The sequence below is a fragment of the Micromonospora sp. FIMYZ51 genome, assembly GCF_038246755.1.
Classification (GTDB): Bacteria; Actinomycetota; Actinomycetes; order Mycobacteriales; family Micromonosporaceae; genus Micromonospora.
The window spans coordinates 4,700,970-4,723,092 of sequence record NZ_CP134706.1 but is presented as its reverse complement, the minus strand read 5'-3'; the positions used below and the strand labels follow the sequence as shown (position 1 = coordinate 4,723,092).

The 22,123-nt window shown below is 68.4% G+C and carries 22 protein-coding genes and 2 pseudogenes; 11 read left to right on the top strand and 13 right to left on the bottom strand.

From position 1 onward, the window contains the following. Positions 1-1,322 precede the first annotated feature (1,322 nt). Positions 1,323-2,090: a hypothetical protein gene (locus QQG74_RS21100; RefSeq protein WP_341716500.1), complete on the bottom strand. Its 768-nt coding sequence runs from the start codon at positions 2,088-2,090 to the stop codon at positions 1,323-1,325. Then, complete coding sequence (locus QQG74_RS21095; protein ID WP_341716499.1) at positions 2,087-2,506, bottom strand: hypothetical protein; 420 nt, start codon at positions 2,504-2,506, stop codon at positions 2,087-2,089. Before QQG74_RS21095 ends, QQG74_RS21100 begins: the two co-directional genes overlap by 4 nt. A gap of 952 nt (positions 2,507-3,458) precedes the next feature. On the opposite strand from QQG74_RS21095, the gene QQG74_RS21090 reads away from it, so the two are divergent. Next, complete coding sequence (locus tag QQG74_RS21090) at positions 3,459-4,118, top strand: DUF1345 domain-containing protein (RefSeq protein ID WP_341716498.1); 660 nt, start codon at positions 3,459-3,461, stop codon at positions 4,116-4,118. 10 nt (positions 4,119-4,128) lie between these two features. Continuing rightward, entirely contained in the window at positions 4,129-4,425 is a 297-nt protein-coding gene (locus QQG74_RS21085; RefSeq protein ID WP_341716497.1) for a hypothetical protein, read from the top strand. Positions 4,426-4,516: 91 nt separating this feature from the next. Here QQG74_RS21085 and QQG74_RS21080 read toward each other — a convergent pair whose 3' ends face one another. Both QQG74_RS21080 and QQG74_RS21075 read right to left on the bottom strand, forming a co-directional pair. Then, positions 4,517-6,994, bottom strand: coding sequence for an ATP-dependent Clp protease ATP-binding subunit (locus QQG74_RS21080; protein ID WP_341716496.1), 2,478 nt, complete (start codon positions 6,992-6,994; stop codon positions 4,517-4,519). 218 nt (positions 6,995-7,212) lie between these two features. Beyond that, positions 7,213-7,371, bottom strand: coding sequence for a hypothetical protein (locus QQG74_RS21075; RefSeq protein ID WP_341716495.1), 159 nt, complete (start codon positions 7,369-7,371; stop codon positions 7,213-7,215). Between the two features lie 266 nt (positions 7,372-7,637). On the opposite strand from QQG74_RS21075, the gene QQG74_RS21070 reads away from it, so the two are divergent. Then, the gene (locus QQG74_RS21070; RefSeq protein WP_341716494.1) at positions 7,638-8,045 is read left to right on the top strand and encodes a DUF2267 domain-containing protein; all 408 of its coding nucleotides are present in this window, start codon (positions 7,638-7,640) and stop codon (positions 8,043-8,045) included. Between the two features lie 296 nt (positions 8,046-8,341). Here the strand turns inward: QQG74_RS21070 and QQG74_RS21065 are convergent, their stop codons facing one another. The 6 genes and pseudogenes from QQG74_RS21065 to QQG74_RS21040 form a co-directional block, all read right to left on the bottom strand. Beyond that, positions 8,342-8,749 carry an Imm1 family immunity protein gene (locus tag QQG74_RS21065; RefSeq protein WP_341716493.1) on the bottom strand — a complete coding sequence of 136 codons (408 nt, stop codon included), beginning with the start codon at positions 8,747-8,749 and terminating at the stop codon, positions 8,342-8,344. Beyond that, complete coding sequence (locus tag QQG74_RS21060; protein WP_341716492.1) at positions 8,746-9,186, bottom strand: DddA-like double-stranded DNA deaminase toxin; 441 nt, start codon at positions 9,184-9,186, stop codon at positions 8,746-8,748. Before QQG74_RS21060 ends, QQG74_RS21065 begins: the two co-directional genes overlap by 4 nt. Positions 9,187-9,247: 61 nt before the next feature. Continuing rightward, positions 9,248-9,865, bottom strand: coding sequence for a DUF6244 family protein (locus QQG74_RS21055; RefSeq protein ID WP_341716491.1), 618 nt, complete (start codon positions 9,863-9,865; stop codon positions 9,248-9,250). A 120-nt stretch (positions 9,866-9,985) separates the two neighbouring features. After that, the gene (locus QQG74_RS21050) at positions 9,986-10,549 is read right to left on the bottom strand and encodes a CYTH domain-containing protein (RefSeq protein ID WP_341716490.1); all 564 of its coding nucleotides are present in this window, start codon (positions 10,547-10,549) and stop codon (positions 9,986-9,988) included. Between the two features lie 141 nt (positions 10,550-10,690). After that, a pseudogene (locus QQG74_RS21045) lies at positions 10,691-11,026 on the bottom strand (IS701 family transposase); the annotation flags it as partial. Positions 11,027-11,041: 15 nt separating this feature from the next. Beyond that, positions 11,042-11,413 (bottom strand): annotated as a pseudogene (locus QQG74_RS21040) (aminoglycoside phosphotransferase); the annotation flags it as partial. A gap of 102 nt (positions 11,414-11,515) precedes the next feature. Between QQG74_RS21040 and QQG74_RS21035 the strand changes: the two are divergent. After that, entirely contained in the window at positions 11,516-11,902 is a 387-nt protein-coding gene (locus QQG74_RS21035) for a hypothetical protein (RefSeq protein WP_341716489.1), read from the top strand. Beyond that, positions 11,899-12,426, top strand: coding sequence for a DUF6036 family nucleotidyltransferase (locus QQG74_RS21030; RefSeq protein WP_341716488.1), 528 nt, complete (start codon positions 11,899-11,901; stop codon positions 12,424-12,426). Before QQG74_RS21035 ends, QQG74_RS21030 begins: the two co-directional genes overlap by 4 nt. Before the next feature lie 849 nt (positions 12,427-13,275). Here QQG74_RS21030 and QQG74_RS21025 read toward each other — a convergent pair. Further along, positions 13,276-13,434: a hypothetical protein gene (locus QQG74_RS21025; RefSeq protein WP_341716487.1), complete on the bottom strand. Its 159-nt coding sequence runs from the start codon at positions 13,432-13,434 to the stop codon at positions 13,276-13,278. 736 nt (positions 13,435-14,170) lie between these two features. On the opposite strand from QQG74_RS21025, the gene QQG74_RS21020 reads away from it, so the two are divergent. Beyond that, positions 14,171-15,382, top strand: a complete 1,212-nt coding sequence (locus QQG74_RS21020) for a serine hydrolase domain-containing protein (protein WP_341716486.1) — start codon at positions 14,171-14,173, stop codon at positions 15,380-15,382. Positions 15,383-15,524: 142 nt separating this feature from the next. On the opposite strand, the gene QQG74_RS21015 is transcribed toward QQG74_RS21020, so the two are convergent. Further along, on the bottom strand, positions 15,525-16,220 hold the full coding sequence (locus QQG74_RS21015) for a TetR/AcrR family transcriptional regulator (RefSeq protein WP_341716485.1): 696 nt from the start codon (positions 16,218-16,220) through the stop codon (positions 15,525-15,527). Between the two features lie 184 nt (positions 16,221-16,404). On the opposite strand from QQG74_RS21015, the gene QQG74_RS21010 reads away from it, so the two are divergent. Beyond that, a complete protein-coding gene (locus tag QQG74_RS21010) occupies positions 16,405-16,998 on the top strand; it encodes an SMI1/KNR4 family protein (RefSeq protein ID WP_341716484.1) in 594 nt (197 codons plus the stop codon). Positions 16,999-17,116: 118 nt separating this feature from the next. After that, entirely contained in the window at positions 17,117-17,404 is a 288-nt protein-coding gene (locus QQG74_RS21005; RefSeq protein ID WP_341716483.1) for a hypothetical protein, read from the top strand. Here the strand turns inward: QQG74_RS21005 and QQG74_RS21000 are convergent. Then, a complete protein-coding gene (locus QQG74_RS21000) occupies positions 17,331-18,461 on the bottom strand; it encodes a helix-turn-helix domain-containing protein (protein ID WP_341716482.1) in 1,131 nt (376 codons plus the stop codon). The genes QQG74_RS21005 and QQG74_RS21000 overlap by 74 nt on opposite strands. A 126-nt stretch (positions 18,462-18,587) precedes the next feature. On the opposite strand from QQG74_RS21000, the gene QQG74_RS20995 reads away from it, so the two are divergent. Genes QQG74_RS20995 through QQG74_RS20985 form a run of 3 tightly spaced genes read left to right on the top strand, consistent with a single transcriptional unit; the run spans position 18,588 to position 22,095 of the window. Beyond that, entirely contained in the window at positions 18,588-19,931 is a 1,344-nt protein-coding gene (locus QQG74_RS20995; protein WP_341716481.1) for an NAD(P)-binding domain-containing protein, read from the top strand. Then, entirely contained in the window at positions 19,928-20,755 is an 828-nt protein-coding gene (locus QQG74_RS20990) for an SDR family NAD(P)-dependent oxidoreductase (protein WP_232511420.1), read from the top strand. The genes QQG74_RS20995 and QQG74_RS20990 overlap by 4 nt, the downstream gene beginning before the upstream one ends. Beyond that, the gene (locus QQG74_RS20985) at positions 20,752-22,095 is read left to right on the top strand and encodes an MFS transporter (protein WP_341716480.1); all 1,344 of its coding nucleotides are present in this window, start codon (positions 20,752-20,754) and stop codon (positions 22,093-22,095) included. Before QQG74_RS20990 ends, QQG74_RS20985 begins: the two co-directional genes overlap by 4 nt. Positions 22,096-22,123: the final 28 nt, after the last annotated feature.

The window sequence follows — 22,123 nt, the reverse complement described above, 5'->3', positions numbered from 1 at the left end:
GCAGCCCCGCTCGGCTGGCTATGACGGACGAACAGGGCTCCACGAGGACGGCCATACTGGCCCTACCTGTGCTGATCTTGCCCGTGTTGAGTAACGGTGTGTGAAACGTTGAGGTCGTCGGTGCTGCCACTGGGAACTGCACGCCGAGATGAGGGAGGCGTTCGTGTGGTGAGTCACCGCAGTGCTGCTGCGAGTTCGGCGGCGTTGTCGAACGCGGGTGCCGCTCTTTCGGATTCGTCTTCCGTGAGCGTGACGGACTGGACGCGGGTCGGCATCTCGGTCGCAGAGCCGGGTGGCAGCAGCTGGTGGCGGTGGGGTCTGGGCGGATCTCCGGCCCGAGCGGCCTGGCAAAGGATGAAGAAGATTGTCCAGCAGCCCGCCGCTGAGGCAGGTCACGGCGCGGCTGGTAGGGCCACAGGGGCAACATCAGCAGAGCTGATCGAAATCTGTCGTGGTGCGTAATAGCACTTTGTTAGGTTTTTTTCGCTGTGTCGCTTTCAGGGCGGTTCACCCCTATTCTGGACCAGGGAGGGCTTGCCCAAGTGTGGGTGGGGTCAGGGTTTATCGACTCCGGCGGCGGTGCCCGCAGGCCCGATAGCGGTGCAGATGATGGAAGGCCCGCCGTCCGTGTCCGTCTTGAGGAGCTCGGCGAACCGAGCAAGTTCGGCATCCTTCGTCGGAGCCGTCCGCTCGAAAGCATGGGCGGCCCAGGTGCCGGGTACCCACCGGGCATGGGTAGCCACAAGCGCAACCAGCATGACAGCGGCGGCGTGTCGGCGCGGGGCCGCCGGCACCCGGGCAGCGGAGCGCGGGGCCGGCAAGGGGCCACCGTGGAGCACTCGCCGGACCAGCGGCACGAACGCACCGCAACCGGATCGGCCGGCACCGAGCGCGACCATGGTCGGTCGAAGGCGGCCGGGGAGGGGCGGGTTAACCGCCAGGGTACGGCCTGACCCGCGGTTACCTCTCTTCCGCGCGCTCGTCGGTCAGTTCCCGGGACTCCCTCTCGCGGAACAGTCCCCAGCGCACAATCCCGGGGCGTTGCCGGTAGCTGCGGACCAGCTCCATCGCTTTCATGAACTCCGGCTGCCGCTCGGGAGGAGGCACGCCGAGGCCACTGTCACCAGCACCGCGGCGTCGGCCACCAGCCCCAGACGAAGGCGCCGGCGGCCTGCTGACGGCGAAAGTCACGTGGTAGATCGCCAGGCTCGGCTGCCGGGGTTGGTGTAAGCCCGGCGGAAGGTGCGGGCATGGCGGGCGCGATACCTCGCTGGTGGGTCGAGGCACTGGGGGCGGGCGTGCGGCGATGTGAGTCGCCGCCCTCAGGCGGCGCCCGTACCGGTGAAGGTTGCGATCGCGAGAAGGCCGGAGTAGGCGGCCAGGCCGGCGGTGAACCAGGTGAGGCTGGAGTGACGCTCGGGTGTTAGTTCGTCGACGAAGACGTTGAGCAGGATCCCGCCGCCCAGGAACGCGGTGAGCAGGTTCATCAGCAGGCCGGTCGGCTGGGCGACGACAGCGGTCAGCCAGCCGGTGCCGGCACCGGCGACGAGGACGAGGCGCCACCGGGTGGTGAGGCTGACCGGAAAGTGCTGGGCCAGCACGCCGTCGGTGGCCAGCACGTGCAGCCCCATGGCGACGGCGAACAGCACCGCCGGCCCGAGCCCGGCGTGCAGCTTGGTCGCCAGGGTGTACGTGATCAGCCCGCTGTAGAGGGCGAAGAAGCCGAGTTGGAACGCGAAGACCACCCGGGTTGGCTCCTGCTTGTGGCCGCTTGAGCGATGGGTGGCGCGTTCCAGCACGTAGAACGTGAAAAAGCCGACCAGCGCCACGAAGAACAGGATGAATCCGCGCGCCGGGGTGACGTCGACCTTTTCCTCTAGCACGTGGGCCACGGCCTGGTTGCCCTCGGCGAGGCGCGGCAGCAGGTATAGGAAGACGTACGCTGCGGCGATGCCGCCACCGAGCGAGGCCGCCGCGTGGGTGGGCACCGGCAGCCTCCGGCGGATGTACGGTGCGAGCAGGTGAAGTGCCCCCAGAACGAACGCCATCACCAGCGTCGCCCACAGGCTGCCCGCCGGGGTCAGTGTCACCGGAGCGTGCGAGGGTCAATGCCGCCGGCACTTCGTCGGCGACTGGCGCTCACCCATCGACTACTAACGTTAAGCCACCCGCGCCCTGGAGGCTGCGCGGGCGGGTAAAGATGTTGCTCGGCCAGGTTATCCAGGAAGGTCTGGCAGTATCCGACGATCCGGGCGAACTCGTCGAGATCCGTCTCGTCCTCCCCAGGGCGGTCCACGCCCCAGTTGCCGGCTGCGTCAGTCAAGCTCTGCCAGCGGCGACGCGCGTCGTCGGCGTCCAGCGGCCGGCGCAGGCACCGGGGGTCGCGCATCAGGAAGCCGATGGCGTAATGGTCGATGGAGTGCTGAAGACGAAGCTGCAGTTCGCGCCCCTGCACACGGGCGTATGGGCGGCGTCCGTGGAGATGCACCACCGTGCCTGCAGACATACCATGGCGGTGCCACGGATGAACGTGTGGAGTGTGGCCGACGGTTCCCTCGCCCGGAAGTAGTAAAGGAACGGGAAGCGCTGGTTCGTCGGCTTGGGTCTGCACCTTACGGGCCGCGTTACTGAGCTGTGAGTGAGTGGGTAGATCGACAGAACGTAGGTGATGGCTGCGGGCATCAGTCCGAAGCCTGCGGCGGCCTCAATGACCGTGATCAGGCGTAGTGTGTCAACGCCGGCGGCGACAGCCCACATCCGTGACTCCCAATCCGCACCGGAGCCTGCGGCCCGACGATGCGACGTGTCCATGCTGTTGGAACCGTTCCGATTGGCAGCGACGGCCGTGCCGGCGCACTGAAACACGCCGTTGAGCTGGCAGGTCGTCCTCGTACCGCACTGCCGCTCTTCCGCCTCTGGCGCTGCGGTCGCGCGGCGCCTTCGTTTCGTCCGGGCGTACCAAGTGGAGTCCTTCGTGCTGTCCTGGCCTGTCACCGGCAGTCGTGCCGCTGAACACCCATTTTCATCCGGCTCGCGGGTCGCGGATCATCGGATCTTCGCCACGCAGCGCCGCCGTCACCGACGCTACGTCGACTCCCTGCATTTGATCCGGGCCTACTCGTTCGCCAGCACATTCTCCGCGAAACCGGACTGGTCCGATGGCCATTCCGGGATTCGCCGCAGGCTCCACTGCCCTGACGCAGGCTGTTACTGGCCGGCCAGCCTCCTGCTCGGCACTTCTCCCGTGAGCGCAACTGCCGGATGACTTTGTCCGGCTGCCGGCCGTCTCATCGGCGCCCGGACGGCGACAGTCTGGCTCATCGAGCATCGTATGCGGGACCAGCCGCGAGCCGCTTTTGAGCGTGGATCGCCGTCGACTCGCCACCTTCGCGCAGCCCGATCCGGTGATGGCTCCGGGTTTCCGCTGCTCGACCCGGTTGATCCGGAACGCTGAATGGGTGGAGCAGCGATCGGGACGACCGGCGCTGGGACGCCTGCTGTCGGTCAGGCGTGCGCTGTGGTCGTTGGCCGTCGGTGTCGTCGCCGGGGCGGCCGCCGCGCTGGTCGGGGCGCCGGAGTTGACGCCGCTGGTGATCTGGACGATCGCGGCGGGCACGATCCTCATCTGGGTGTGGCGGGCCTGCTGGTCGGCGAGCCCGAAGCGTACCGAGCAGCTTGCCGAGGCGGAGCGGCACTCCCGTTCCACTGACTCGGCGATCCTGATCGCGTCCGTTGTCAGTCTCGCCGTCGTGGGCGAGGCGCTCGTGCGCGCCTCGAACCAGCAGGACATGGTGGCTGTGGCGCTGGTAATCCTTAGCGTCGTCGGGGTGGTCTTGGCGTGGGTGCTGGTGAACACGGTCTTCGCGTTGAAGTACGCCCGGCTGTATTACCGCGACAACGGCGGTGGCATCGACTTCAAGCGGGAGGATCCACCGGCGTACGCCGACTTCGCGTACGTCGCTTTCACGGTCGGCATGTCCTACGCCCCGGGCGAGAACGAACCGACGAGTCACTGTATGCGCCGGATCGCGCTCGGGCACGCGCTGCTCTCGTATACCTTCGGAACCGGCATCCTGGCCGTCGCCGTCAACCTGGTCACCAACCTGGGCCAGTCGTGATCCACGTGGCATGGCATGCGCCCGCTGCTGGAACGGATCCGCGCGTACCCCGGCGCGGGACCCACGGGCAGTGGGGCGCGCCGAGGAGATAAAGCTGACCAACGTTGTGATCCGGCCCTGGGACGACCGGATGCTCAACCTGCTCACCACCTGGTTCACCGAGCACCCCTTCCAGAACTGGATCCGGCACGAGACGCGGGTGATCGGCGAGACCTGGCTCCACGTCGATCAGACCGCCGACCCGGACGACCTCCGCGCCGAGGCGAGGCGGCTCGTCGAAGCGTCACCGCTGTGGGATCGGCATTAGAGGGTGCTGCAGATGGTGGACGCGACGCCCGAAGGAGCAGGTCATTCGTGAGCTGATCCTCAGGCTTTCGATGACGATGGTGGGACGGGCATCATGTGCCGGCCGGCGCGGCGGCGGGCCGGACCGAGAGGTCGAGTTCGCCGCCGACGACATTGACCTCGATGGTGTCGCCGGGATTCGCCCCGTCCTCGAGCAGCAGGATCGACAGCCGGTCTTCCAGCTCACGCTGGATGCTGCGCCGCAGTGGCCGCGCCCCGTACTCGGGCTGGTAGCCCCGGTTGGCCAGCCACTGCGTGGCGTCCGGGCTGACCTCAAGGTTGATGTCCTGTGCGTGCAACCGGCGGCGGGTGCGGTCCAGCAGCAGGCCGGTGATCTCGAGGAGCTGGTCCCGGTCCAGGCCGGTAAAGATTATGATCTCGTCGATCCGGTTGAGGAATTCCGGCCGGAACCGCTGCCCCAGCAGCCCCATCAGCTCCTCGCGCTGGTCGCTGACCGGACGCCCTGCCGTCTGCGCGGCCAGAATGCGGTCCGCGCCGATGTTGCTTGTCATGATCAGAATGGTGTTGCTGAAATCGACCGTGCGACCCTGCGCGTCGGTGAGGCGACCGTCGTCGAGCACCTGCAGCAGCGCGTTGAACACATCCGCATGCGCCTTCTCCACCTCGTCGAAGAGCAGCACCGAGTATGGCCGGCGCCGGACCGCCTCGGTGAGTTGGCCGGCCTCCTCGTACCCGACGTAGCCCGGGGGCGCTCCGACCAGTCGGCTGACTGTGTGCTGCTCCTGGAACTCGCTCATGTCGAAGCGGATCATGCTGGACTCGTCGCCGAAGAGCGCCGCGGCGAGGGCTCGGGCCAGCTCGGTCTTGCCGACGCCGGTGGGTCCAAGGAAGAGGAACGACCCGTCGGGTCGCTGGGGGTCACTCAGCCCGGAGCGCGATCGGCGTACGGCGGCCGCCACAGCCCGTACGGCCTCGTGCTGGCCGACCACGCGCTCGTGCAGTTGCTCCTCGATGCGCCTCAACCTCTGCTTCTCTACCTCCGTGAGCTGGGTGACGGGAACACCGGTACGGCGGCTGACCACTTCGGCGATGTCGCTCATGTGCACCTCGGGCACCGGAGGCGTGCCCTCCTGCGCCGCCGCCAGGTCCCGCTCGGCCGCACCGATCTCGGCTTTCAGCGCACCCGCGCGCTGGTAGTCCTCGTTCGCCACCGCGCTGTCCTTCTCCCGGCGCAGCTGGGACAGCCGCTTTTCGATCTCCTTTTTGTCCGGAGCCGGGGTGCGGGAACGCAGCCGGACCCGTGCCCCCGCCTGGTCGAGCAGGTCGATGGCCTTGTCCGGCAGGAACCGGTCGGTGATGTAGCGGTGGGACAGTTCAGCCGCGGCGTCCAGCGCTTCGTCCGTGTAGCGCACCTGATGGTGCGCCTCGTACCGGTCGCGTACGCCCTTGAGGATCGCGACACTGTCCTCCACGCTCGGCTCCGACACCAGGATCGGCTGGAACCGGCGCTCCAGCGCCGGGTCCTTCTCGATGTAGCGACGGTACTCGTTCAGTGTCGTCGCGCCGACCACGTGCAGTTCGCCGCGGGCCAGGGCGGGCTTGAGCATGTTGCCGGCATCCATCGCCCCCTCGCCACCGCCGCCCGCGCCGACAACGGTGTGCAGTTCGTCGATGAAGAGGATCAGCTCGTCCTCGGCGGCCGTCACCTCCTGGATCACGTTCTTCAGTCGCTCTTCGAACTCACCGCGGTACTTGGTGCCCGCCACCATCCCGGACAGGTCGAGTGCGACCACACGCCGGTTGGCCAGGGTTTCGGGCACCTCGTCGTTGATGATGCGCTGCGCGATGCCCTCGACGATCGCCGTCTTGCCGACGCCCGGCTCGCCGGTGAGCACCGGATTGTTCTTCGTACGCCGGGAGAGCACCTCGATCGTGTCGGCGATCTCGTCGTCACGCCCGACGACCGGATCGAGCCGCCCGGCCCGGGCGTCCTCGGTGAGGTCCCGCCCGTACTGGTCAAGGGTGGGGGTGGTGCTGGCCCCGCGCCCACCGGCGCCGCCAGCCGGCGGCGTGGGCCCGGTGACGGCCCCACCGAGGGCCCGCAACGCCCGGCCCGCAGTCGTCTCCGGGTTCGCGGCGATGCCGAGTAGGAGGTGTTCGGGGCCGATGTACGTCGCGCCGGACCGTCGCGACTCGCGGTGCGCGTCGAGCAGGGCGCGCTTCGCCGCCGGCGCGAGCGGAGGCGTGTCCTCGCGTGGCCTGCCCCTGGGGACGGCCGACTCTATCTGGCGAGCCAGGTCGTCGGAGTCGGCGCCGCTCGCGTCGAGGATCCGGCGGGTGGGGTCGGACTGGGCAGCGGCCCACAGCAGGTGCTCGACGTTGAGGTACGGGCTGCCCCACTCCGTAGCCTGCTCGGCTGCCCGTTGCAGGAGTTGCCGCGATTCGGTGGAGAGCAGCCGGGACAGGTCGACCCGCTCCACCGGACGTCCCGCGAACGGATCCCCTCCGAAGAACCGACTCATCAGGTCATCCAAGGAGCCGCCAGGGATGCGGAACGCGTCGAGCGACATCTCATGCCTTCCTGTCGGCGGGGTGGGTCCTCGGCACAGGCCCACCTGAACGCTACGCACCTTTCGTTAGCCAAGGCGGCTTTTTTGGTTTGTTGGTTTGCGAGGGAGGTCAGGGTTTGTACTCGCTGCGGAGGCGGGTGGACATGGTCGCCGTCGTCACCCACCGCCGTAAAACCTTCGGCATTCTCGTGCCCGAGCACGTCGCTCACCTTGCCCTCTTACTCGTACGTGCCCGTCGTATGGCTCAACCTCAAGGCGGCGATCGACTGCACCCAGCAATCGATCGCGGCCTGTAATGGACCGACCTGTTCGTGCTGTTCACCACGGCGCTGCTGCCGCTTCAGACCATCGTCGGGCCCGACGCCCTGCAGAAGCACGCCAACATGGGACCAGCGTTTGGCCGTTGCCTTCTACCGGCTGATCGGCGCGTTGCTGTGCGCGTCTTGTTTGTTGTACCACTACCCAGCCCGCCAGCCCTGACCTGCTGAAGGAGCAGGTCAGGGATGGGTCATTCCCCCTCGAGCGGCTCGGAGCCCTCGTCGGGATCGCGCCCCGCCACCACCCGGCTGCGGGCGGGCGAGCCGCCGTTTCACCCCGACGGGCGCGGGTACCCGCCGTAATCCGTTCGAAAGGGGGATCCGAGGTGAACTACACCGAGTTCATCCAGTCGGTGGCAGCCCGACCGAAGGTGCCACCGGGACAGGCGGAACCGATCACCCGCGCCACGCTCGAGACGTTGGCAGAAAGGATCACAGGCGGCCAGGCGAGGGACCTCGCCTCCCAACTCCCTCAGGAACTACGAGGGCTGGTGGCTAGGCCCACCGAAGATCCGGAACGGTTCGGACTGGCCGAATTCTTCGAACGGGTGCAGTCACGGGCCGGGGTGGATCGCCAGGTGGCCACCGACGGAGCACGGGCCGTGCTGGACACCCTTCGTGAGTCGGTCAGAGCGAAGGAGTACGGGGACGTTGTCGACCAGTTGCCGCAGGAGTTCTGGCAGTTGACCGGGCCGAGGGCTGAACGGCTCCAGACCCGCAGGGTTGGCACCTAGCTAAGCTAGGGTGTCCGCGAACCCCGCCAGAAAGCTTGGGCGGTAGCGGGCGCCGATGCGCCGTTACCGGTCGCTGGAATCGGCGGCGAGGGACGCCACCTGCGGCCAGAATGGGCTCGGCGCGAAGTCGGAGACCCAGACGTCGCCGGTACGCCCAGGCCTCGGTGCTCGCGCAGCCAAACGGTGTCACGGCGGTGAGGCCGCTGGCGTGCAAGGCGAGGGAGCCTACGACAGGGGCCGGGGTGTCCTGAATGTGTGAGACGCGGCGTATGCCGATTCGCCCAGCATGCGGCGGGTCATGAAGGGGACTGGTCTCGGTGGCTCCAGTCGATGTTGGTGGGTCGTTGGCATGTGGTGGCGTATTCGATGAGGGCTGCTCGGGCTGTTGCGGGGGTGACTCGGGCGAGTTCGGGGGAGATGTCTATCAGGCCGGTGTCGGGTGATTCGTAGACGGTGATTGGTGTGTCGGGTTCGTGTTCGGTGGCGTAGCTGCCGTCGGGTAGCCACTGCACTGCTGCGCGGTCGGCGTCGATGTCGATGTCGATGCGGAGGACCGGCTTGTCGTCTGTGCTGATCGTGAGGGTTTGTCCGCATCCTCCATGGGGCATGATCGTCTGGGTCTGTTCGTCGAACCAGTGTCCGGCGTCGTCGGGGCTGGTCGCGTCGTAGGTGTGACCGTGGTAGTCGCGTAGCAGCAGTGTCACGGGGTGGTCCTTTCTCCGGTGCCGGTGTAAACACGGTGCCACCATGTGGTTCCGCCGTCGCGGGTGACCCACACGCGGAGGCGGCTACCCGCCGGAAGGATGGCGGGAAGCATCTTGTCGCAGGTCCAGGGGTAGGTCTGGTCGCGGTCGTTGCTGCCGCAGACGGTGTTGTCGATCGCGAGGTCGGCTTCCCGGGCGTTGGTGTGGCGCATTCGCGCGGCGGCTTTGGACTCTGCGTGGTCGTAGAAGGTGACTGGTGGTCCGCGTAGCGGATCGTGGTCCAGGTCGGCGGCCAGGGACCGGTCGCCGCCTCCTGAGTAGATCTCCTCGCCGTTGAAGACGCCGAGGGTGGGCCGGGTGGCGCCGGCGGGGCGAGTCTGGAAATGGTCGACGGCGTGGCGTACGCGTTCGGGCAGGGTCGCCGGATCGGCTGGCACCCAGTCGGGGCCGACCGGCCGTGGAACATCCGCCGTCGGTTGCCCGCTCGGCCCACCCGCGTCACCACGGGGATCTTGCTGGGGTCGTGTCGCATCGTCGGCTGCTGGGGACGTGGCGGGCGGTCGGTTGGTGTCGCTTCCGCCGCCCAGCCCTAGTTTCCCAGGTCACCGACCTGTCTGGCCTGTGCCAGTGCCGCGTCGACGTGTTGCCGGGCCGTAGCTCCTCGGGGCGGACGGCGGCCGGGATCTGCAGTATCTGTTGCAGGCGCGCCAGCGTCGGGCCGGGCTGCCCGCCCTGTAGCGCCGTCGTGGCCAGCCGCCGCGCATCGTCGACCGCGGACGCCGCCGCCGTCACGCTGCCCTCGGCTGTCGTCAACGCCGCGATCGCCGGTGTGAGGGCGGCGATGGTCTCCTGCGGTGAGGGCTGCCGCCCCACCGAGCTCACCGCCCGGGACGCTTCACCCAGAACGTCCGTGGCCTCTGCCAGCCGGGATCGGGCCTGCCCGATCATCTGCCGCACCCGAGCCAGCCCCGCCGTGATGCCGACGAAACCGGAGGCCACTGCCCGAGCGGCGATCTGCTCGACACCATGGTCGGCCGCTGCCGCCTCCTGCTGTGCCCGAGCCACGCCCGCCGTCATCGACTGCACGTCGACACCGATGCTGTCGGTCAGCGACATTCCACTACCCCGCTCAACGCCTCGCATTCACAGCGGACCGTGGCAGCGTAGAGACGCACACCGACGGGACACAACCACCTCGAACACAAGGTGCCTGGGGCTCGGCGCCACGTCGCTGTTCTAACCAGGTGCCGCCGCGCTCCGCAGCAACGAGTCGTACGTGTCCGTTGTGCGCGCCGCCGGCACCCCGAGCGAGCGAATCAGGCCGTCCAGACGCTCCTGCGTGGCGCGGCCGGACTCGTCGGTACCGATGAACGCCTCTGCCTCCACGAACGTGCCCAGCCCCTCGACGGCGTCCAGGCACAACGACACTTCACCCCATCGGCCGGTGCGGCGCCTCTTGACGATTCGTACCGTCGGCGTGAAGCCCATCGTCACCAGTGCGGCGTGCATCTGCCCCCGGTCGGCCACCAGGGTCTCGTGCTCCAGACAGGCCATCTCGTTGTCCACCGGCCGCTTGACGGTGAACAGGTGCCGGCCATCCTGGGTGCGCAGCCGTGCGAACGGTACCCCGATCTTGCTCATGCCGTACCGCCACGCCGAAGGCGCGTATGCCTGATCGTCCTGGCTTACCGCGTCGGACAGCACAACCCCGTGAGCTGCCAGAGCCGCCAGCAGCGCTGCCTCGTCACCTACGCGATACTTGACCTCGACCTCATGCACTGCTTCTGGGATAGCGGTCACGTCGCAGCAGCCTAGTCGCCAGCAACCCGCCGCATGGGCATGCGCACCGCAGCACGGCGGCGAAGTACACCGGCCGGGCCCGGCGGGTGGCAGGGCTGCCGATCACTACAGGATTCGGCTAGAAGACGGTTTTGAGTTTGCGTAGTCGTGCTCGACGCGCCAGCGGCTCTTAATCAGGCGGACCAGGGCGGTCAGTGACGTGTCGGCGGGTAGGTCGGACAGCCAGTAGTCGGTGGGCTCGTCCTGGCTGGGAGGCCACTGCACGAGCAGCCAGCATTGGGGCAGGACACCGTCGTCGCCGCGGTGCGGGCCGCGTCGGATGGCCCGGCCGGCGGGGCGCACCCGCAGGGCGCAGAAGTGCCCGGAGAGCTCAGCGACAGGCCGGCCCGGGGCGCGGTCGGCTGTGGGTAGCCGGGCACGCCAGCGCACCAAGCTTGTTGCGTGGGCGCCGTGGGCGAGGGCGAGGTCCTTCAAGGTGGGCGTCGGTGTTGATCAGCGGCGGGGCAGGTCAGCAAAGGGGGTCCATCGGGTCTGGTCGTCGCCGGTAGTGATTGTGTGAAGGCGTAGGGCAAATTCGTCGGCGATGCCGGGGCTGCTGTTAAGGAGTGGTACGGCTGCGACGATCATTTTGAGTTCGCGTGCTTCGCGGAGCAGTGACCAGCGCGGGTCGGTGGTGATGTCGTAGCCGTAGGCGGTGGCGAGGCGTCGGTGTTGTCCGGCGCGGTGGAAGCGGGCTTCGCCGACGGGTACGGCGACGAGGTCGACCTGCCAGGGGCCGAGGCTGCTGGCGTCGAAGTCGCACAGCACGGTGTTGCCGGTGGCGTCGCGTATGAGGTTGCTGGGGTGGGCGTCGCCGACAAGGACTGGTCGGGGCGGTCAGCGGTAGGGCGTTGCGGGGCTCGCCAGCGGGGGAGGCGATAGGCTGCAACCGGTAATGCCCTGGGGTTCGGAGGTGAGGTGCGCGCTATGGGTACCGGCTACGAACCGATGAGCCTGGCGGTGTTGGCGACCCATCTCGCGTCCGCGGACAGCGATCGGATCCGTTGGAAGCTGGTGTGGGAGTTCCTGGAGGAGTACCGATGGGAGCCAGCCGACACCAGGGTAGGTCTGTTGCAGGATGAGCCTGGGCCCACCGGGGACGTACGGTGGGATGCGCTGTTGGCGGCGCTCGCAGAGCATCTGCTCGCGCAGGCGGATCTTGCTCCGCCGGCGTGGGTCGAGACCCGGGTGCTGCACCGGGCCTGGTTCCCGGCCGAGCTGGCCATCCACCGCGCCGATGCCCTGGCGTGGGCGCCGGCGGCGTTCCGAAAACATGGCGTGTACGTGTCGGTACACGATTTGGCGGCGGCGTGAGCGGGTCGGACGGCGTCCTGATGGGGCGCGCGGAACTGGAACGCGCGTTCGCCCGCCTGGGCGAGCGGCTCGTCCGCCGTGGCGTCGTCGCTGACATCTTCGTGGTGGGTGGTGCCGCGATGGCGCTGGCCTATGATGCGAAGCGGGTGACCCGAGACGTCGATGCGATGTTCGTCCCACACGGCGTCGTTCTCGACGAGGCCCGTGCGGTGGCCGACGATCTGGGACTGCCCCCGTGGTGGCTCAATGAGCAAGCCAGCGTCTACGTCTCCGGCAAGACCGACCCGGGCCGACGGCGGGTCTTCGACCATCCCGGGCTGCGCGTCATGGCGGCTTCGCCGGAGCACATCTTCGCGATGAAAGCACTCGCGGCCCGGGCCCGCGACGTGGACGATCTCCGTACCTTGGCGGCGCTGGCCGGCGTCGCGACGGTGGACGACGCCGTACGCCTGTGCAGTGACTTCTACCCAGACGAGGTGATTTCACCACGGGCCATGGGAGTCATCCGCGAACTCTTCGAATGAGCCTGCGCAGCGGTCCCAGCACTCGCCGCGCGCCTCGGACACCAGTTCTGGTGGAGTTGCACCAGGCGTGAGCCGGACTCTTCGGCGCTGCCCGATCACTGCCGCTACTCGGCCTGACCTACCCCATCACTGACTTCAGTCACGCCTGGCGAACCGTCCAGATCCACGTCACCCAGGCACTGGACACCATCCGGCAGGAACTCCAGATGGCGATGCCGCCATCGGTACACCGCCGACCGCCATCGCCTAGAGGTGCCCGACGTCGCCAGCCAAGAGCACATCGATCAGCTCAAGCATCCGCGGCGCCGGACACAGCCCGATAGCCTCTGATTGACCGCCTGGGCGTTGGACTCTACTGTGCAACGCATGAACACCTGTTTCCGGCAGGTGTGCTGGATGTCTGTGGCCGAATCCCCCCTCGGACACAATTTAGTACATGATCCATTTGGGATCGCCTGGGCGGACACCATCCGGGCCGTTGGCTGATAGGTGAGCCTGAGCCCCAATTCGCGATAGATCACCGCCTTGTCTGCGGGGTCGGCTTCGCGGAGCACGGTAATGAGGTTTCCCAGTGCTTCCACGAGTCGGCGGATCTCGTCCGGGGTCATGGTCTGGCGTCCGGTGAGGCGACGCAGGGTGGCTTCGGCGGTGACCTGTTCGGCTTGGACTTCGCTGATCCAGCGGCTGACGATGGCCGGGTCGGTGCCGCTGTCGAGAGCGGCGCGGTAGCGGTCCAGGCGGGTGGCGCAGGTGGCGAGGGTTTCCCGGGCGGGTGAGCCTCGGCGACAAGTGCGTCAAGCTTAGCGGCTCGCTAAAAGCCGATATCGTCCCAGCCATCAGCCGGACGCACTACAGCAGCACTGACCCGATTGCCGCCTCCTCGTAGCCGCCCTTGAACGCATGGAACGCGAGGGGAAGTACGGCGCCGCCCAGGTCCCACAGGTCCTTCCACCATAGCGAGAGCACGACATCGACATGGACGTCGGTCAGGCCGTCCCGGTGGCTCACGAGCGGCAGTTCGACCGAGTGTGACCGCGATACCCGCCTGAATCGCTGCCTCGGTGATCGCGATGTCGAGGTCGTTGGCTTCGAAGACCTCGTCGACGATGAGGGCACGCACGGTAGGCGCGAGCCGCTGTCGGACGTGCGCGGCTGCACGTGGGGTGGCCTGCTCCTGGCCGTCGACGCCGTACGCCTCCGGCGGATCAGCCGCGACGCAGCCTCCGCCGGGCAGCGTACATGCGGCAGCGGCGGTAGCAGGCAGGGCCGGCGCCGACGACGCAGCCGCGGCGCAGCCGCCGGCGTTGCCAGCCAGTTTGGGTGAGGACGGCGCGGCGTGGCAGGCGATTCGCCAGGATGTTGGCGGCGGTGTGCAGCTGCCGGGTGGGTAATTGTCGCCGCCGGTCGGCGCGACGGCCACGACGTTGCTCGGCTCGGACGCCGCACCGGTAGCTTCGACCGACCCGGCACGGGCGGAGGTTGCCACGGACCTGGAGCTGCTGGCGCACCGGGACCCAGAGGGCGCAGGCACCCTACGACGCGCCCGGCTCGTCGGGGCAGTTCGTCGTGGCGCTCGCTGCCGAGATGTCGTCGATGGCGCTTCCGCGAGCGCACGGGGGCGGTGCTGACCGCGCTCGGCGTGCTTGCGTGTGCTAGATTTCCGAACATGTTCGAAAATGGGTACGCCGTCCAGCGGAGCGGGCACGTCCAGACCGTTCATGGAGGGCGGACATCGTGGAAAATCTTGCCGGCAGCATGGGCGAGCGTCGCCGTGCTGGGCATCGGCGCAGGCGCGACGGTTCCCGTATCTGCGGCGGAGGCCGCGACGGGCGACGGCGCGAAGGCGTCGACGCGCTTCGACCGCAGGGACCTGAAGTCCGCGATCAACGGCATCCACCGTGCGGGGATGCCGGGTGTGTACGCGGAGGTGCGCGATGACCGCCGGGTTTGGCGTGACGCCGCCGGCGTCGCCGACGTCAAGACGGGCCGTCCTGTCACGCCCAACATGCGGCACCGCGTCGGCAGTATCACCAAAACGTTCACCGCCGTCGCCGTAATGCAGCAGGTCGAGCAGGGAAGCATCGAACTTGACGCGCCGATCGGCCGGTACCTGCCCCAGTTGGTTCCCGGGGAACGCGGTCGCAGGATCACCGTCCGGATGCTGCTCAACCACACCAGCGGCCTGCCCGACTACCTCCCCTACGCATTCCCCTCGTTGCAGAACTTTCCTGCCGAAGGCTCGACCAAGAGCCTGGACGACAACCGGTTCAGGCAATGGCACCCGGTCGAGCTGATCAGGATGGGCTTGGCGGCGCCTCCCGCCGACGAGCCCGGTGTCGCCCCCGGGACCTACTCCAACACCAATTACCTGCTCCTCGGCCAACTCTTGGAAAAGGTGAGCGGCGTCGAGGCCGAGCAGTACATCACCCGCAACGTCATCGAACCCGCCGGTCTGCGAAACACCGGCTTCCCGACCGGGACGAACATCAAGGGACCGCACGCAGAGATCTACGAGGCGTTCTTCGGCCTGATCAACCCACCGCGCGACTACACCGTCTACAACATGTCGTGGGTGTCGACCGGGGCTGGCCTGGTGTCGACCGTCGATGACATGAACCGCTTCTACGGGATGCTGCTCGCCGGCAGGATCGTCAAGCGGTCGTCGTTGGAGCAGATGCAGCGCACGGTCCCGGTCATCAGCCAGACCGGCGAGATCGTCGACTACGGCCTGGGGCTGCACAGGTACACGATTGCGGGCTGCGGCACCTTCTGGGGCCACGACGGCACCGTCTGGGGAGCCCAGACGCTGTCCATGACCAGCGTCGACGGCAAGCGGCAGATGTCCATCGCGATGAACCTCGTGCGGTGGAACAAGCTGGACGCCTCGGGGCGGCCGCAGCACCACCCCATCGACGACGCGCTGTCGGCCTTCCAGAAGGAAGCGGTCTGCGACTGACGCAACGCCCGGGGCATGCTGGTGGACGAGGAGACGGCGACGTCTCCGGCAGCCCCGCGGCGGCTCATGGTTGCCCCGGGCGACGTGCCGCGCTTCGACGCCGGGCGACAGTCACCTTGGCGAGCAGCCCATCGACGTCGGGCTACGTGGCCTGCGCGAGCAGCCCATCGACGAACGCGCGGAGTGCCTGCGGGTAGGTGTCCTGCGCGGCGAGTGCCGGCCACCGGTCGCCGACGCCCGCCAGGAGCGGCAATCGCGATGTATCAATTTCCGTGAAGAAAGTGTCGTTTTGGGCGGGCGGGCCGTCGCCGTGCCGACGGCCCTCGGAATGGGCGCGAACGAGGATCTCGCCGACGGTGTAGTACCAGAGACTTCGAAAGACGTGGACCGCCTGCTCGGGCGTGCACCCGTGGTCGATGGCTCCGCCTACGACGGCTTCGACCATCCGCAGGGCCGGTTGGCCGAGGCGGCGGAGGAAGCCGTCGGTCGTGAGAACCTCCGCCGCCCACGGCCATGCGGCAAGTGAGTCGTGGATCGCGGTGATCGCCGCGATGATGCGGTCGCGGGGCGTGTCGGGCAGGTCACCGCGCAAGGTCTGCTCGGCGTGTTCGTTGAGCAGTTCGACCAGCAGATCCTCTCTGTCGCGCACATGGTGGTACAGCGTCGCCAGCCCGATGCCCAGCTCGCCCGCCAGCCGGCGGATGGTCAGCTTCTCCCAGCCGTCCCGATCGATGATCTTCCGGGCGGCCCCCAGGATCTGCGCGCGGGAGGTCAATGGGGGCCGACCGGCGCGGCCCTGCGGTGAAATGGATCGCGGCACGACCCCATCATGCTGCACTGCCGCTGACCTCCGCGAAGACGGCGCCCCGACGGCGTCGTCCCGGAAGGGCCAGCGCGTGGCCGTAGGCCCGCCACGCCCACAAGGCATCCGTGTGGCAAGTCGGATGGCGGGCAGTGTCACCTCCACGATCGGTGCGATGACTCGGGCCGAGTACGGTGTCGAACCGACTGTAGGGAGGGTCATGTTCGAGGGGCCTGATCGGGGGATTTTTCCGGATCGTGACCCGGACACCTTCTGGGATGACAACGAGTACGCGCTCGGCGCATACGTCGATGTGCCCCCGTCGCCCGCGTTGATCGATTCGGTGGAGGCGGATCTGGGTTACCGGCTGCCGGCGTCGTACGTGGCGTTGATGCGGTCGCATAACGGGGGGATGCCGCACGACAGGTGTTGTCCTGCGCCGAGCCGGACCACGTGGGCTGAAACTCACGTCGCGGTGGACGGCATCATGGGGATCGGACGAAAGAGGCGTTACTCGCTGGCAGGCGAGGCAGGTAGCCGCTTCTGGATCGAGGAATGGGGCTACCCGGCGATCGGCGTCTACTTCGCCACCTGCCCGTCCGCCGGACACGACATGATCGCGTTCGACTACCGGGACAGCGGGCCCGACGGCGAACCGCGAGTAGTCCACGTCGACCACGAGTGGGACTACCAGGTGACAGTGCTGGCACCAAACTTCGTGTCCTTTGTGCAAGCCCTGCGGCCTGAGAGCCAGTACGAAGAAGAGATCATCGCCAGACGGCTGGCCTTTTGTCGACAAGGCTTTCCGTCATGAACAACGCACTTGACGGCAAGGTAGCTCTCGTTACAGGTGGTGGTCGTGGCATTGGCGCCGCGGTGGCTCTGCGCCTGGCAAGGCACTCGGACGCGAACTTGGCGGCAGGGCGATCACCGTGAATCTGGTGAATCCAGGAGCCACGGACACCGAACTGAACCCGGCCGACGGCCCCAACGCCGACACGATCAACGGGTTCACCGCCGTCGGCCACTACGCGAAGCCAGCCGACGTGGCCGCTGTGGTGGCGTTCCTCGCCAGCCCGGACGGGCTCCCTTCGGGCGCGCAAAAGATCAAGGTCGTGACCTGCGGACACGCCGCACGGTGCGAGATCAGGTCGCGTCGTGCAGCCAGGTTCGGCAAAGCCACCAGGCGGTCATGGCATCGAAGGTGCCCGCCGGGTTGATGCCGGTGACGGCGGCGAAGCGCCGGACCCGATTGCGAACCGTGTTGGGGTGCACGAAAAGTCTCGCCCCGGCGAGGTCGACATCGCGGTCGCTCTCCAGCCAGGCGAGCACGGCGTGCGCCACCGATTGGGCAGTCGGTCCGAGTGTCGCCCAAGCGGGCGCGTACCGGTCGAGCAGCACCGTTGCCAGGTCTGCCCGCTCGGCCAACGCCGCCAGCCAGGCCACGTCGGCAATGTGGATCAGTCCGGTGCGGCCGGTGGACTCGGCGGCGGTCAGGGCTGCGGTGGCGAGCCGCTGCACCGGCGCGAGTTTCTCCGGTTCGGCCGGACCGGCGAGCCCTGCCACGGTCCCGGTCCCCTTCAGGCGGGCGGACGGAGCCCGGGACAGAACTCCGACCATCAGGTCGTCCACGGTTGCGCACAGCACCGGCGGGTGCTCGCGCACGGCTCGTTCGATGCCGGCGGCGGTGTCCCCGGGCCGGGCGACGAGCACCCACAGCCCGTCGGTGACCGGAAGGCCAGCCTCGGCGGCTGCCAGCGTGGCCGCCGAACCACCCTGGAGCAGCCGCCGCAGCAGTGCCGTGTCCCGGCGCCCGGGAAGCGGATCGGTGCTGGCTCCGGTAGCCCGATGCGCGCTGATCAGCCGGGCCCGGACGGCCTCGGCCCAGTCGTCGTAAAGGTCCCGGACGTCCAGCAGCTGCTCGGCGCTGACGCCTTGGTCCCGGGCGAGTTCCCGGGCCCGGGCCCAGATCGCGCGCTCGGCGAAGTGGATCGCGCCCAGCACCGATTCGATCGGCACGCCCTGCCGGGCACGGGTGACACCGAGGTCCGCGACGAACGACAGCTCAGCTTCGGTGGGGCCGCGCCGTGCGACCAATGCGCGGGTTGCGGCCACCAGCAGAGCGCGGGTGTGCCCGGCGATGTCGGAGGTGGGCAGTGCGGAGACCTCCCGCACGGTGGTACGGACTCCGGCGACCACCGACGGCAGCAGTTCGTCATCGCCCACGACGCGTTCGATCAGGTCCACCACCGTCGTCCAGCCGTCCGGATGCGTCATCCTGTCATGCTCCCCGCCGTTGTGGCGCGCTACAACAAGAACCCGAAACTGCGTGGTCCACGCCATGTATTCGCCCCCGTGCCAGGCCCTACGGTTTGGCGGAAGCTACAACCGTCGAGGAGCACCATGGCCGTTTCTTCGAGTCGGGTGGCGGTGATCGGTGCAGGAGCAGCCGGTCTCGCCACGGTGAAGGCGCTGCTCGACGCCGGTTGTGCGGTGGTGGCGTACGAAAAGGGTGACCGGCCCGGTGGCCTGTGGGTCAGGGACAACAGCAGCGGCCTGTCTCCGGCGTACGCCTCCCTGCACTTGAACACCAGCAAACGCCGCACCGAGTTCGCGGATTTTCCGATGCCCGCGGACTGGCCCGACTATCCGTCGGCCAGTCGCGTCGCCAGTTACCTGGCCGACTATGCGCAGTCGTTCGGGCTCCTTCCGCACATCCGGTTCGGGAGCACGGTCACCCGCGTCGAGCGTGACCGGCTCTGGGCGGTGACGACCGAGTCCGGTGACACCGAGCGGTACGACGCCGTGGTGGTCGCGAACGGCCACAACTGGCATCCGCGCTATCCGGATCCGGCTTATCCGGGGACGTTCCACGGCACCCAGATGCACGCCCACGACTACCGCACTCCGGACGTCTTCCTGGATCGGCGGGTGCTGATCGTCGGCATGGGCAACTCGGCCATGGACATCGCGGTGGACGCCTCGCACGTCGCTCGGGGGCCGGTCCTGCTCTCCGCCCGGCGCGGCGTCCACATCGTCCCCAAGTACCTGTTCGGCCGCCCGGCCGACGCGACCGGCGGCGCCCTCGCCGCCCTGCCGTGGCGGCTGCGGCAGCGCATCGCCGAGACCCTGTTGCGGCTCGCCGTCGGGACCCCGCAGAGGTACGGCTTACCCGCCCCGGCCGGTGGCCTGTTCCAGAACCATCCGACGATCAGCGACACGATCCTGCACCGGCTCACCCACGGCGAGGTGACCTCACGTCCCGGCATCGAACGGCTGGACGGGGAACGGGTGATGTTCACCGACGGCAGCGCCGACCCGGTCGACGTGATCGTCTGGGCCACCGGGTACCGGGTGAGTATCCCGTTCCTGTCCCCGCAATGGCTGGGCCCCGACCCCCAGCAACTGCCGCTGTACCAGCGAGTCTTCCATCTCGACGACCCCAGCCTGGCATTCGTCGGTCTGATGCAGTCCACCGGTGCCGCGCTGCCGGTCGTGGAGGTCCAGGCCAAACTGGTCGCCGCGTATCTCTCCGGCGGCTATGCCCTGCCCGGCATCGACGAACAGCAGCACGCCGTGCAGCGAGCCCTGCGCGCCGCCATCGAGCGGTGGGGCACGAACGCCCGGCCGCACATGCGTATCGATTTCGACCGGTACGTCGCCGACCTGCCCCGGGAGATCGCGGCTGGCCGGAAGCGCCTCGCCCGGGGCGGACGCACCTTCACCGCCGAGGAGAGAGTGGTTTGAGCGCCCGAGACCCCCGCGGATTGCGTGTCCTCGTCACCGGTGCCTCCGGCACGTTCGGCCGGGCCATCTGTGCCCGGCTGGACGAGCTGGGGGCCCAGGTCGTCGGGTTGGACCTGGCCCCCCGTGCCGACGACCCGGTCCGGGTCCTGGCCTGCGACATCACCGACGACGACGCGGTGCCGGCGGTGGTACGCGAAGCAATCGACCAGCTCGGTGGGCTCGACCTGCTGATCAACAACGCCGGGATCGGTGGGCCCGCCCCGGCCGAACTGGCGCCGGGCGCGGAAGTACGCCGCCAGCTCGACATCAACCTGCTGGGCACCTGGCGGGTCACCGCCGCATGTGTGGACGCGCTGGTCGCCTCTGGTGGCCGGATAGTCATGCTCAGCTCGCGGATGGCCGTCATGCAGTTGCCGCTGGCCGCTGCGTACGGTGCCTCCAAGCGCGCTCTGGTCGCGTACGCGGACGCGCTGCGTCTGGAGCTCGGCACCCATGTCGGCGTCACCTGCGTGTACCCGTCGGCGGTACGAAGCCCGATCCACGACTCGACGGCCGCGGCCGGGCTCTCGCTGGAGGGCATGAGCCAGTACGAGCCGCTGGACGGGGTGGTCCGGACCGTGCTGCGCGCCGCGCTCAGTCGTCGTCCTCGCCGTGATCTACCCACCACCCGGCGGGGCGCGGTCGAGTTCTTCCTGGCCCGTCACCTGCCCGCGCTTACCGATCGGATCGTGGCGCGCATCCTCGCCGGCCGGGTCCGCTCCGGCGCGTTCCAGGGCGCCGAGCTGGCCGCGGGTGTGGTCGCACGGCATGAGGCGACCCGATGACGGCGCTGCGCGGGGCGGCGGGCGAGGTGCGGACCAGGGCAGGTGACCTGATCGCGTACGCCACCGGTTCGGTCGGGATGGGCGTCTGGGTGACCGTTCCCGGCCTGCTGTTGCTCTATTTCCTCACCAATACGCTCGGTGTCTCGCCGTTCCTGGCCGGCCTCACCCTGCTGCTGCCGAAGATCATCGACATCATCGTGCATCCGATGCTGGGCAGCCGATCCGACCGGGAAGCGCGCAGCAGCGGACACCGGCTCGGCATGCTGCGGGTCGGTCTGCTGCTTCCGGTGGCCATGGTGGCGATGTTCTCGGTGCCCGCCGGTTTCTCCGGCGCATCGGCGGCGCTCTGGGTGGGCGGCTGGTTCATCGCCGGCAACCTGCTTTTCGCGTGTTTCCAGGTGCCCTACCTGACCACCCCGTCCGATCTTCGAGTCGGGTACCACGAGCGCACCCGGGTGTTCATGTTCCGGATGCTTTTCCTCACCTTCGGGTTGCTTGGTGCCGGTGTGGCCGCACCGGCGCTGGTGGAGTCGGGACAGCGCGGCGACTACGGCTGGATGGCCCTGCTGCTCTCCGGCGTCATGGTGATCTCCGGGCTGGTCGCACTGACCGGGGTACGGCGTCTCACTGCCCACGCCGGTTTCCGGATGCCCGACCAGCAGGCGGCCCACTCGACCATCGGTGACATCGCGGTCGCCTGGCGGGACCCCGACTTCCGTGCGCTGGTGCTGTCCTACCTGTTCACCGGCACCACTACTCACCTGTTCCTCGCAGCGCTGCCGTTCTACACCAAGTACGTCTTCGACAACTCTGGGCTGACCGCCGTGTTCATGGGGGCGTTCCTCGGTCCAGCGGTCGTCGCCGGTCCGGTGTGGATGCAGGTGTCCCGGCGCATCGGCAAGCAGCCTGGCCTGCTGATCTGTCAGGCGGTCTTCGTGGCCGGTTCGCTGGCGCCGCTGCTCGGCTACGGCACCGGGCCGGCTGTCGCGGTGGTCGGCGTCCTGGGCGTCGCGTTCGCCGGGCTACAGCTGTTCGCGTTCTCGATGGTCCCGGATGCGGTCGCGGCCGCCGAGCAGCGTGGTACCGTCCGGGCTGGCGCCTACACCGGTGTCTGGACTGCCACCGAAGCCACCGGCACCGCAATCGGCCCCTACGTGTACTCGGCCGTGCTCGCCCTAGGCGGCTTCATCTCCACCACCGAGGGGCAGACCGTGACGCAGCCGGAGTCCGCCCACACCGCCCTGTTGATCGGCTTCACCGTGGTTCCGGCGGTGCTGATGGCCGCGGCGCTGACATTCCAAGTGCGCTGGAAGCTGGACCGGACACGCCACACCGGTTGAGCGTTGCGTGCTCAGGCCGGCACCGGTC

What these genes read in the sequence shown, in the direction of transcription:
- QQG74_RS20985 (WP_341716480.1), top strand. Translation starts at nt 20,752, where the DNA reads ATGACGGCGCTGCGCGGGGCGGCGGGCGAGGTGCGGACCAGGGCAGGT.
- QQG74_RS21085 (WP_341716497.1), top strand. Translation starts at nt 4,129, where the DNA reads ATGGCATGCGCCCGCTGCTGGAACGGATCCGCGCGTACCCCGGCGCGG.
- QQG74_RS21080 (WP_341716496.1), bottom strand. Translation starts at nt 6,994, where the DNA reads ATGTCGCTCGACGCGTTCCGCATCCCTGGCGGCTCCTTGGATGACCTG.
- QQG74_RS21055 (WP_341716491.1), bottom strand. Translation starts at nt 9,865, where the DNA reads ATGTCGCTGACCGACAGCATCGGTGTCGACGTGCAGTCGATGACGGCG.
- QQG74_RS21010 (WP_341716484.1), top strand. Translation starts at nt 16,405, where the DNA reads ATGTTCGAGGGGCCTGATCGGGGGATTTTTCCGGATCGTGACCCGGAC.
- QQG74_RS21035 (WP_341716489.1), top strand. Translation starts at nt 11,516, where the DNA reads ATGGGTACCGGCTACGAACCGATGAGCCTGGCGGTGTTGGCGACCCAT.
- QQG74_RS21000 (WP_341716482.1), bottom strand. Translation starts at nt 18,461, where the DNA reads ATGACGCATCCGGACGGCTGGACGACGGTGGTGGACCTGATCGAACGC.
- QQG74_RS21095 (WP_341716499.1), bottom strand. Translation starts at nt 2,506, where the DNA reads ATGTCTGCAGGCACGGTGGTGCATCTCCACGGACGCCGCCCATACGCC.
- QQG74_RS20995 (WP_341716481.1), top strand. Translation starts at nt 18,588, where the DNA reads ATGGCCGTTTCTTCGAGTCGGGTGGCGGTGATCGGTGCAGGAGCAGCC.